This is a genomic window from Micrococcus sp. MS-ASIII-49 (assembly GCF_000946635.1).
GTDB classification, from domain to species: domain Bacteria; phylum Actinomycetota; class Actinomycetes; order Actinomycetales; family Micrococcaceae; genus Micrococcus; species Micrococcus luteus.
The window spans coordinates 1-10,633 of record NZ_JXSP01000061.1; the positions used below are offsets into that span (position 1 = coordinate 1).

Sequence of the window (10,633 nt, forward strand, 5' to 3'; positions counted from 1 at the left end):
TCATACCTCCTGCGGAGACGCTCGGGACTGCCGCACGAATAGGTGACACCTGATCTGGCTTGCCCGCAGGGCGGCCTGGAAGGATGTTGCTGTGCCTGCTCCCTATCCCCAAGAGTTCCGTGACGACGTCGTGCGCGTGGCCCGCAGCCGCGAAGAGGGTGTGACGCTCGCGCAGATCGCCAAGGACTTTGGCATCCATGAGATGACCCTGTCGAAGTGGATGCGCCAGGCCGACGTCGAGGACGGCGCGAAGCCTGGGACAACCAAAGCCGAGTCGGCCGAGAACCGTGAGCTGAAGAAGCGGATCCGCCTGCTCGAGCAGGAGAACGAGGTCCTACGACGGGCGGCGGCCTACCTGTCCCAGGCGAACCTGCCGGGAAAAGGCTCTACCCGCTCGTGAAGGAGCTCGCCGCCGTCGGGATCCCCGTCGCGGTGACGTGCCGGGTGCTCAAGCTCTCCCGCCAGCCCTACTACCGCTGGCTGGCGGACCCTGTCACCGACGCCGAGCTGGCCGAGGCGTACCGGGCGAACGCGTTGTTCGACGCCCATCAGGACGATCCGGAGTTCGGCTACCGCTTCCTGGTCGATGAGGCCAAGGAAGCCGGCGAGGTGATGTGTGAGCGCAGCGCGTGGCGGATCTGCCGGGACAACGGCTGGTGGTCGGTGTTCGGGAAGAAGCGCGGCAAGAACGGGAAGAAGCCGGGTCCGCCGGTGCACGATGACCTGGTGGAGCGGGACTTCACTGCTGGCGGTTCAAACCAGCTGTGGTTGACCGACGTCACCGAGCACAGGACCGCCGAGGGCAAGCTCTACATGTGCGCGATCAAAGACGTCTTCTCCGGGCGGATCGTCGGCTACTCCATCGACTCGCGAATGAAAGCCCGGCTGGCCGTCCAGGCACTGCAGAACGCCGTTGCTCGGCGCGGGGATGTGGCCGGTTGCATCGTTCATTCGGACCGCGGGTCGCAATTTCGATCCCGGAAATTCGTCCATGCCCTCAACCGGCACGGCTTGGTCGGCTCGATGGGCAAAGTGGGTGCGGCCGGGGACAACGCCGCCATGGAGAGCTTCTTCGCCCTGCTGCAGAAGAACGTCCTCGACAGGCGGTCCTGGACGACCCGGGATGAGCTACGGATCGCGATCGTCACCTGGACCGAGCGCACCTATCACCGGCGCCGTCGACAAGCCCGTCTCGGGCGGTTGACCCCCATCGAGTACGAGACCATGATGAAGCCCGCCGTGACCCTCCCGGCATAAGACCCCACCTGTCACCTATCGGTGCGGCAGTCCCCTCCTCCGGCCTCACTGGCACCGACCCGAGTCAACAACGTCATGCCCTCCTACAGCTAGGCTGGCCCGGTGCTGATCCTGCTGCCGCCCTCCGAGGGCAAGACCGCGCCCCGCTCCGGGGCCCCGCTCGACCTCGATGCCCTCGCGTTGGCCGATGACGCCGCGGTGACGGGCGCCCGCGCGGACCTGCTCACGCGGCTCGCCGCGGTCTCGGCCGCCCCGGATGCCCTGGCGGCTCTCGGCGTCGGGGCGTCGCTCACCGGCGAGGTCGAGGCGAACACGCGCCTGGCCTCGGCCCCTGCCGCGCCCGGTCACCGGGTGTTCACGGGCGTGCTCTTCGATGCGCTCGACCACGTCTCCCTGTCCGCGGCGGCGAAGCGCCGCGCCCGCGCGTCCGTGCTGGTCTTCTCCGCGCTGTTCGGCGCCACCGCGCTGGCGGACCGGATCCCCGCCTTCCGGCTGCCCGTCGGCGCGAGGCTGCCGGGGCTGCCCGGGCTGGCCGCGCACTGGCGCCCCGTGATGACCCCCGCCCTCGACGCGCTCGCCGCGCGGGACGGCGGGCCCGTCGTCGACTGCCGCTCCGGCGGCTACGCGGCCCAGTGGCGGGCACCGGCGGAGCGGACCCTCGCGGTCGACGTGTTCCAGCTGCGCGATGGCGAGCGGACCGTCGTCTCGCACTTCGCCAAGCACACCCGCGGCCTCGTGGCCCGCGCGCTCCTGGAGGCGGGGGCGCGGGAGACCTCGACGCTGGACCGCGTGGCGGACGTGGTCGCACGGGCCGGGGACGGCCCCGGCTGGGAGGTCGAGCTGGCCCGGCCGTCCGCCGCGAAGCCCGGCACGCTGCGGGTGATCCTGCCCGAGGGGTGATCCCGGACGAGGCGCGCCCTGCCCGGACGCAGCCTCAGTCCTCGACGGCCACCAGCTCCACCTCGAAGCCGTCCGCGGTCTCGAGGTAGGCGGCGTAGTGGTCCGCTCCCCCGGCGTGCGGGTGGCGGTCCTCGAAGAGCAGGCGGAACCCCCGGCCGCGCGCGGCGGCGGTGAGCTCGTCCACGCGGGAGCGCGACCCGGCCCGGAAGGCCAGGTGGTTCAGGCCCGGGCGGGTGCGCTCGTGGGCGCCCGCGGCGACGTCGGGCCCGGCCTCGAGCACGAGGTATTCCCCCGCGCCCTGGTACGTCCGGCCCTCGGCCCACCCCTCGCCCGGCACGTAGCCGAGCTCGCCGAACAGCCAGCCGAGGCTGGCCTCGGCTGCCGCGAGGTCGGCGACCCAGATCTCCACGTGGTGCAGCCGACCCGTGGGCGCGGGCGCCGGGGTCGCATCCCCCGGCGACGCGACGGCCTCGGGCCCGTCCGCCTCCACGGCCCGGACGTCCGCGTCGGCCTCGAGGCCGGACTCGGCCACCGCCGACGCGGAGGTCGTGGACGCCTTCGCGGGAGCCGCAACGGGCACCTCTGAGGCGCCGGCGTCCCACTGCCCGCCCCGCGCGCCGGCGTCCATGGCCTCGTTGGAGAGGCGGTCGGCGTCCTTGTTCCGGTTGCGCGGGATCCACTCGTAGCTGACGCGCTCGGGGGGCAGCACGGACCGGGCCTCGGCCGCGAGGCGCCGCATGTCGTCGTGCTTGATCTTCCACCGCCCGGACATCTGCTCCACCACGAGCTTGGAGTCCATCAGCACGTGCACCCGGGCCTCCGGGTCGAGGTCCCGGGCCATCCGCAGCCCGGCCACGAGCCCGGAGTACTCGGCCACGTTGTTGGACGCCTTCCCCAGCGGGGCGGCGTCGGTCCGGAGGATCTCGCCTGTGGCCGGGTCGCGCACCAGGGCGCCGTAGCCGGCGACGCCGGGGTTGCCCCGCGACCCGCCGTCGGCCTCCACCTGCAGGACTCGTCCGCTCACCGTGCGCCTCCTCGTGTCCGTGGTCGCGCCGTCCGACGCGGCCCCCCCACTCTACTGATCGCGCCGGGGGCGGGGCCCGGGGTCAGTCCCGGATGAGGATGGCGCCGGACTCGGGGCAGCGGGCGACGGCGGCCGGCGGGAGGGCCCGGATGCGCGCGACCTCCGCGGGCGACAGCTCCGTGCCCGCGGCCGCGGACCGGTTCCCGACGAGCCGGGCCGCGCCGATGCCGCCGTTGCGCTCCCGCGCCTGCTCGTACAGGGCCAGCAACGACGCGGGGAACTCCGCGGCCAACGCCGCCCGGCGCTGGGTGAGGTCCCGGCCACGCTGGGTCACGGCCTGCCCCTCGCGGCGCACCTCCGCCGCGCGGGCCTCGACCTCGGCCCGCGCCCGCTCCAGGGCGGCGTGGCCCTTCGCGAGCCGGGACTCGGCGGCGTCGGCGGCCTCCATGGCCTCGAGGGCCGCGGCCTCGTGGTCGTCGAGCAGTGCGGTGAGCGTGTCGTCCTCGTGCTGCATGGCCTGCAGCTCCTTGGGCCCGCCCTGGCCCGTTTCGAGCCGCTCCCGGGTCCGGTCCCGACGGGCGCGGGTGGCGGCGGCCTTCTCGGTGGCCTCGGCTCCCGCCCGGTCGGCGGTGCGGGCGGCGTCCTGCAGGCCGGGCAGCGCCTCCTCGAGTTCCAGCGCGCGGGCGCGCAGCCGGGCGTGCTCCGGGTCTGCCTTGAGCCGACGGACGGCGGCGCGGGCCTGGTCCAGGGCCGTGTCGAGCTCCTGGAGCTCCAGCAGCCGGGCCTGGACGGCCGGCGGTGCGGTGACCTCACTCATGCGTGACTCCCCTCGTCGGCCCGCTCTCCCCCGACCAGGAAGTCCCAGGGGTCGCTGCGGTGATCTGAGAACAGGGTGGTGACGCCCAGTCCCCGCTCCGCCAGGGCGGCCTCCAGGGCGCGGGCGCCGTGCTCGAGCCATAGGGACTCGCTCGCCCAGTGCGAGACGTCCACGAGCGCGGGACGTCCCTCCCCCGGCGCGGCCGTCTCCCGGGCCTCCGAGGCCGGGTGGTGGCGCAGATCGGCGGTGACGTAGACGTCCGCGCCGGACGCGCGGACCGCGTCGAAGAGGCTGTCTCCGGCACCGCCGCACACGGCGACGCGGCGGATGCGCTGGGCGGGGTCGCCCGCCACGCGCACGCCGCCGGCCGTGGCGGGCAGCGCCGCGTGCACGGCCCGGGCGAAGGCGGCCAGGTCGGTCTCCTCGGGCAGGTCGCCCACCCGGCCGATGCCTTCGGCCCCGGTGCCGGCGGCGGAGGCCGTCAGGGGCGAGAGCGCTCCGGTGACGCCGACGGCACGGGCCAGCACGTCCGAGACGCCGTCCACGACGGCGTCGGCGTTGGTGTGCGCGGCGAGCAGGGCGATGCGGTGCTCGATCAGGGTGTGCAGCAGGCGGCCCTTGGCGGCGGCGGCGTGTCCGACGGCGGCGACGGACGAGGTCCCGCGCAGCAGGAGCGGGTGGTGGGTGACCACGAGGTCGGCCCCACGGGCGACGGCCTCGTCGGCCACGGCCTGCACGGGGTCCAGCGCCCACAGGACGGTCCGCACCGGCGCCTCCGGGCGCCCGGCCACCGGCCCGACGGCGTCCCACGGCTCCGCCAGCTCCCGCGGCCACAGCCCCTGGACGACCTCGAGGACCTGCCCGAGCGTCGGCGGGGCCAGGGCATGCTCCGGCGAGGTGGGGACGGCGGGACGGGACACGGTCATACCGGCCATGATGGCCCACCCGGCCCGGGCACGCACGACCCGGCGGCCCTGGGTGACGGCACGGGGCGGCGTCGTCGGGAATGAAAAGCGCGGGCCGCGTTGCTGTGCCTGCCATGACCGACTTCCCCCGTACCGAGCCCCTCGGCGCCTCCGGCGCGCCCGCCGACGTCCGCGAGCTGACGCTCGCCGGCGGCTGCTTCTGGTGCCTCGACGCCGTCTACCGTCGCGTGCGGGGCGTGCTCGCCGTCGAGTCCGGCTACACCGGAGGCGACGACCCCGCCCCGAGCTACGAGTCCGTGTGCACCGGGACCACCGGCCATGCCGAAGCGGTCCGTGTGCGCTTCGACGCCGCCGTCGTGCCGCCCGAGGTGATCATGGACCTGTTCTTCACCGGCCACGACCCCACGTCGTTGAACCGCCAGGGGGCCGACGTCGGCACCCAGTACCGCTCGGCCGTCTTCGCCCACGACGAGGCCGAGGCCCGGTTCTTCGCGGACGAGATCGCCCGGGCGCAGGCGAACTATGACAGCCCCATCGTCACACGCGTCGAGCCGGCGTCCGCGTGGCACCCGGCCGAGGACATTCACCAGGACTTCTATGCGCGGCGCCGTTCCAACGGATACTGCCGTGTGGTCATCGATCCGAAGCTCGCGAAGGTGCGCCGGAACTACTCCGCGTGGCTCGTGGACGCCTGAGCGGCGCCGCGGCTCGATAGCCTGACGCAGGAACACCCACTCGATCGCCCGCGCCCCGAGGCGCACCACCACCGGAGGTATCACCATGGCCCGCATCCTTGACGACATCACCCAGGCGGTCGGCGGCACGCCCCTGGTCCGGCTGAACCGCCTCGCGAAGGACCTGCCCGGCGACGTCGCCGTGAAGGTCGAGTTCTACAACCCGGCCAACTCGGTGAAGGACCGCATCGGCACCGCCATCGTGGACGCCGCGGAGGCGGCCGGCGAGCTGACCCCCGGCGGCACCATCGTGGAGGGCACCTCGGGCAACACCGGCATCGCCCTGGCCATGGTCGGCGCGGCGCGCGGCTACCGCGTGATCCTGACCATGCCTGAGACCATGTCCACCGAGCGCCGCGTGATGCTCAAGGCGTTCGGCGCCGAGATCGTGCTGACCCCCGGTGCAGACGGCATGCGCGGCGCCCTCGAGCGCGCCCAGGAGATCGTCCGCAGCACCCCGAACTCCATCTGGGCCCAGCAGTTCGCGAACCAGGCCAACATCCAGGCCCACTACAGGGGCACCGGCCCGGAGATCTGGGACGCGTCCGAGGGCGCCGTGGATGTGTTCATCGCCGGCGTCGGCACCGGCGGCACCATCACGGGCGCGGGCCGGTACCTGCGCGAGCAGAAGCCGGACGTGAAGCTCATCGCCGTCGAGCCGGCCGACTCCCCCATCCTCTCCGGCGGCCAGGCCGGCCCTCACAAGATCCAGGGCATCGGTGCGAACTTCGTGCCGGAGATCCTCGACACGGACCTCTACGACGAGGTCTACCCGGCCACCTTCGAGGAGTCCATCGAGACCGCCCGTCGGCTCGGGACCGAGGAGGGCATCCTCGGCGGCATCTCCACCGGCGCGATCATCTCGGCCGCCCTCAAGGAGGCCGCCAAGCCCGAGTCCGAGGGCAAGCTGATCGTCGCCATCGTGTGTGACTTCGGCGAGCGCTACATCTCCACCGCCCTCTTCGAGGACATCCGCGGCTGACCGCCGCCCGCTCACCGACCGCACCGACCCGAAGGGGCCGCCCGTGGGACTGTTCTCCCGCATCAAGGAAGACATCGCGACCGTCCGCAGCCATGACCCGGCGGCGCGCGGTGACCTCGAGGTGGCCCTCGTCTACTCGGGTCTGCACGCCGTGTGGGCGTACCGCGTCGCGCACCGGATGTGGCGGCACGACCGGTTGAAGATGCCCGCCCGCGTGCTCTCGCAGGTCACGCGCGCGGCCACGGGCATCGAGATCCACCCCGGCGCGTCGATCGGTCGTCGGTTCTTCATCGACCACGGCATGGGCGTCGTGATCGGCGAGACCGCGGAGATCGGCGACGACGTGATGCTGTACCACGGGGTCACCCTCGGCGGCCGCTCCCTGGCCAAGGTGAAGCGGCACCCCACGCTGCGCGACGGCGTCGTGGTGGGGGCCGGCGCCAAGATCCTCGGACCCGTCGAGCTCGGGGAGGGGACGGCGGTGGGCGCCAACGCCGTCGTCGTGAAGGACACCCCCGCCGACGCGATCGCCACCGGCGTGCCGGCCACCGTCCGCCCGCGCAAGGGCCCGGCCGAGGGCAAGCCGCTCGTGGACCCCGCGGAGTACGTGGACCCGGCCCTCTGGATCTGAGGGCCGGGTCCACGCCGGGTCAGTCCTGCGTGGGGTCGCCCTCGGTCGGCTGCGGCATGACCACGGGCACGCCCTCGCCGTCGACCTCGGTGCGGTCGCCGGACCACAGCGTGTGGAACGAGCCTTCGCGGTCGACGCGCAGGTAGGTGTGGGCGCCGAAGTAGTCGCGCTGGCCCTGCACGAGGGCGGCCGGGAGGCGGTCGGCCCGCAGGCCGTCGTAGTACGCCAGGGCCGAGGAGAACACCGGGACCGGCACGCCCGCGGCGACGGCGGTGCCGACCACGCGGCGCCAGGCCGGCAGGGCCTCGGCGATCGCCTGGGCGAACTCGGGAGCGAAGAGCAGGTTGAGCGGCTGGCCGGGGGCGCGGGTGCCCGGCGCCGGGTGGCGGGAGGTGTCGCGGCCGCCGAAGGCCTGCATGATCACGTCGAGCAGGTCGGCGCGGATGATGCAGCCGTCCCGCCACAGGGAGGCGATGGTGCCCAGGTCCAGCGACCAGCCGTACTCCTCGGCGGCGGCGGCGAGCATGTCCATGCCCTGCGCGTAGGCCACGAGCTTGGAGGCGAACAGCGCCTGGCGCACGTCCTCCACGAACGCGTCCGTGTCCTGCGGGGCGCGCTGCGCGTCCTCGTCGATGCCGGCCGCGAGGGTCTCACGGGCGGCCTCGCGCACCGCGCGCTGGGAGGACAGCGAGCGGGCGAAGACGGACTCGGCGATCGCGGCCACCGGGGAGCCGACGTCGAGACCCGAGATCGCGGTCCAGCGGCCGGTGCCCTTCTGCCCGGCCTCGTCCACGATCACGTCCACGAGGGGGCGGCCCGTGGCCGCGTCCACCTGGGCGAGCACCTCGGCCGTGATCTCGATGAGGTAGGAGGCCAGGTCGGTCTGGTTCCACGCCGTGAACACCTCGGCCTGCTCGGCGGGCTCGAGGCCGCCCACGCGGCGCAGCAGGTCGTAGGCCTCGCCGATGACCTGCATGTCCGCGTACTCGATGCCGTTGTGGACCATCTTCACGTAGTGGCCGGCGCCGTCCGTGCCGACCCAGGCGCAGCACGGCTCCCCCTCGAACTGCGCGGCGATCTTCTCGAGCATCGGGCCGAGGGCCTCGTAGGACTTCTCCGGACCGCCGGGCATGATCGCCGGACCGTGCAGGGCGCCCTCCTCGCCGCCGGAGACGCCGACGCCCACGAAGTGCAGGCCCTTCTCGGCGAGGGCGGCCTCGCGGCGGCGGGTGTCCTCGTAATGGGAGTTGCCGGCGTCGATGACGATGTCGCCCTCGTCCAGCAGGGGGACGAGTTGGTCGATGACGGCGTCCACGGGGGCGCCCGCCTTGACCATGATGAGCACCCGGCGCGGCACGGCGAGGGACTGCACGAGCTCGGCGAGCGTCTCCGTCGCGACGAACGCGCCCTCGTCGCCGTGCTCGGCCACGAGCTGGTCCGTGCGGGCCCGGCTGCGGTTGTGCAGGGCCACCGTGTAGCCGTGGCGGGCGAAGTTGCGGGCGAGGTTCGCGCCCATCACCGCCAGGCCCGTGACGCCGATGTCGGCGGCGCCGACGGGGACGGTGGTGGTCTGCTCGGTCATCGCGGGTGGCCTCCTGTGGCTCGGACGGTGGGACGGGCCGTGCCGGACACGGACCCGCCCCCCAGCCTACGTCGACCGCGGTCAGTCCCCCACGGCGTCGCGGCCGCGGCGGACGATCAGCGGGTCCGGGGTGCCGACGACCTCGTGGTCCTTGCCCTCGTACTCGAACTGGGACAGGAAGTAGCGCATCGCGTTGAGGCGGGCCCGCTTCTTGTCGTTGGAGCGGATGGAGATCCACGGGGCGTGGTCCGTGTCCGTGTGGAGGAACATGGCCTCCTTGGCCTCCGTGTACGCCTCCCAGCGGTCCAGGGACTCGAGGTCCATGGGCGAGAGCTTCCACTGGCGGACCGGGTCGATCTGGCGGATCGCGAAGCGCGTGCGCTGCTCGGTCTGCGTGACGGAGAACCAGAACTTGGTGAGGTGGATGCCGTCGTCCACGAGCATCTTCTCGAACAGCGGCACCTGGTTCATGAAGCGGCGGTACTGCTCGTCCGTGGCGAAGCCCATGACCCGCTCGACGCCGGCGCGGTTGTACCACGAGCGGTCGAACAGCACGATCTCGCCCGCCGTGGGGAAGTGCTGGATGTAGCGCTGGAAGTACCACTGGCCGAGCTCGCGGTCCGAGGGCTTGTTGAGGGCCACGACGCGGGCGGTGCGGGGGTTCATGTGCTCGGTGAAGCGCTTGATGGTGCCGCCCTTGCCGGCGGCGTCGCGGCCCTCGAAGACGATGATGTGGCGCTGGCCGGTGTCCTCGCCCCAGTACTGCAGCTTGAGCAGTTCGATCTGCAGGCGGTACTTCTCCAGCTCGTACTCCTCGCGCGTCATGCGCGTCTCGTACGGGTAGTCCTCTTTCCACGTCTCTACGGCACGGCCCTGCGGATCGATCAGGTCGGGATCGTTGGTGTGGCCGTCCGAGACGGTGTAGCCGCCGTCGCGCAGCTTGTCGATGAACTCGCGGAGGTTCTCGCGGGGGGCGTCGGGCTGCAGCAGCTCCATGGACCGTCTCCTTCACTGGGTGCGTCACCGTGCCCGCCCGTCCCCTCCTCGGTACGACGGAGGCGGGCCGCGGCCTGTGCTCTTCACACCATTATGGGTGGGCGGCGGACGAGGAAGCCGGGCCCGGCAGCGCAGCCGGGTGAACAGCAGGTGAACCCTGGGAGGCGAACGGTCACGACCCCGAGCCGACGAACGCCGGCCGGCTCAGCCGCGCGGGCCGACGCCCAGGAGCTCGTCGATCGCCGCGACGGCGGCACGCGCCGCGTCGACGTCGGCGAACTGGGCGACGGCGTCGTCGTACCGGCGGTGCCCGGGAAGCTTGAGGCCGACGGAGGCGCCGTCCGTGGCGGGGAGGATCCAGATCCGGCCGCGCGGCTCGACGTCGCGCTGCTCGGCCACGTCGGCCTCCTCGAACTCGCGGTCGTAGCCGGCCCACTCGACACCGGGCCGCGGGGTGTCGGCACCGTCGAGGACGTCACGGCCGCCCATGCGCAGACAGGTGACGGACTGCAGGAGCGCGTCCAGGGTGCGGGCGGCGGCCTTGCCGGCCAGCTCGTCCTGGAAGAGGGCGAGGATGGACCATTGCCCGTCCTGGAGGAAGAGCATGGTCTGCTGCGCCTCGCCCCCGGTGATGACGGCGAGGTGACGGGCGGCGCCGTCGGGACGTGCGGGCAGCTTCCAGAAGCCGAGGGGGGTCGCGGACATGCGCTCCACCCTAGTGCGCCCCGGACGCCGACGACGCGCCGCCGCCCGGCCCCTGCCCCGCATCCCGGGTTGAGTTGTC

General features: G+C 73.1%; 11 protein-coding genes. 5 read left to right on the top strand and 6 right to left on the bottom strand.

What is annotated here, in order from left to right; translation table 11 throughout:
* Nucleotides 1-91: 91 nt before the first annotated feature.
* A protein-coding gene (locus tag SJ20_RS04795) for an IS3 family transposase (protein WP_113914520.1) occupies nt 92-1,257 on the top strand; the annotation gives its coding sequence in 2 pieces (ribosomal slippage) (nt 92-376 and nt 379-1,257; 1,164 coding nt in all).
* 102 nt (nt 1,258-1,359) lie between these two features.
* Complete coding sequence (locus SJ20_RS04800) at nt 1,360-2,157, top strand: YaaA family protein (protein WP_044659121.1); 798 nt, start codon at nt 1,360-1,362, stop codon at nt 2,155-2,157.
* Between the two features lie 34 nt (nt 2,158-2,191).
* On the opposite strand, the gene SJ20_RS04805 is transcribed toward SJ20_RS04800, so the two are convergent.
* The 3 genes from SJ20_RS04805 to SJ20_RS04815 all read right to left on the bottom strand — a co-directional run bounded on the left by SJ20_RS04805 (nt 2,192) and on the right by SJ20_RS04815 (nt 4,924).
* Entirely contained in the window at nt 2,192-3,181 is a 990-nt protein-coding gene (locus SJ20_RS04805; RefSeq protein ID WP_044659122.1) for a reverse transcriptase-like protein, read from the bottom strand.
* A gap of 82 nt (nt 3,182-3,263) precedes the next feature.
* A complete protein-coding gene (locus tag SJ20_RS04810) occupies nt 3,264-3,998 on the bottom strand; it encodes a zinc ribbon domain-containing protein (RefSeq protein ID WP_044659123.1) in 735 nt (244 codons plus the stop codon).
* On the bottom strand, nt 3,995-4,924 hold the full coding sequence (locus SJ20_RS04815; protein WP_044659124.1) for a Nif3-like dinuclear metal center hexameric protein: 930 nt from the start codon (nt 4,922-4,924) through the stop codon (nt 3,995-3,997). Before SJ20_RS04815 ends, SJ20_RS04810 begins: the two co-directional genes overlap by 4 nt.
* 113 nt (nt 4,925-5,037) lie before the next feature.
* On the opposite strand from SJ20_RS04815, the gene msrA reads away from it, so the two are divergent.
* From msrA to epsC, 3 genes are all read left to right on the top strand, one after another.
* Nucleotides 5,038-5,619 carry a peptide-methionine (S)-S-oxide reductase MsrA gene (gene msrA, locus SJ20_RS04820; RefSeq protein ID WP_044659125.1) on the top strand — a complete coding sequence of 194 codons (582 nt, stop codon included), beginning with the start codon at nt 5,038-5,040 and terminating at the stop codon, nt 5,617-5,619.
* Between the two features lie 85 nt (nt 5,620-5,704).
* Entirely contained in the window at nt 5,705-6,640 is a 936-nt protein-coding gene (gene cysK, locus SJ20_RS04825; protein ID WP_044659126.1) for a cysteine synthase A, read from the top strand.
* Nucleotides 6,641-6,683: 43 nt separating this feature from the next.
* Nucleotides 6,684-7,271, top strand: coding sequence for a serine O-acetyltransferase EpsC (gene epsC, locus SJ20_RS04830; protein ID WP_044659127.1), 588 nt, complete (start codon nt 6,684-6,686; stop codon nt 7,269-7,271).
* Between the two features lie 19 nt (nt 7,272-7,290).
* Here the strand turns inward: epsC and gndA are convergent, their stop codons facing one another.
* The 3 genes from gndA to SJ20_RS04845 form a co-directional block, all read right to left on the bottom strand.
* Nucleotides 7,291-8,853, bottom strand: coding sequence for an NADP-dependent phosphogluconate dehydrogenase (gene gndA / locus SJ20_RS04835; protein ID WP_044659128.1), 1,563 nt, complete (start codon nt 8,851-8,853; stop codon nt 7,291-7,293).
* A gap of 81 nt (nt 8,854-8,934) precedes the next feature.
* Nucleotides 8,935-9,849, bottom strand: a complete 915-nt coding sequence (gene ppk2, locus SJ20_RS04840) for a polyphosphate kinase 2 (protein ID WP_036340172.1) — start codon at nt 9,847-9,849, stop codon at nt 8,935-8,937.
* 204 nt (nt 9,850-10,053) lie between these two features.
* Nucleotides 10,054-10,554: a hypothetical protein gene (locus SJ20_RS04845; protein WP_041103632.1), complete on the bottom strand. Its 501-nt coding sequence runs from the start codon at nt 10,552-10,554 to the stop codon at nt 10,054-10,056.
* Nucleotides 10,555-10,633: the final 79 nt, after the last annotated feature.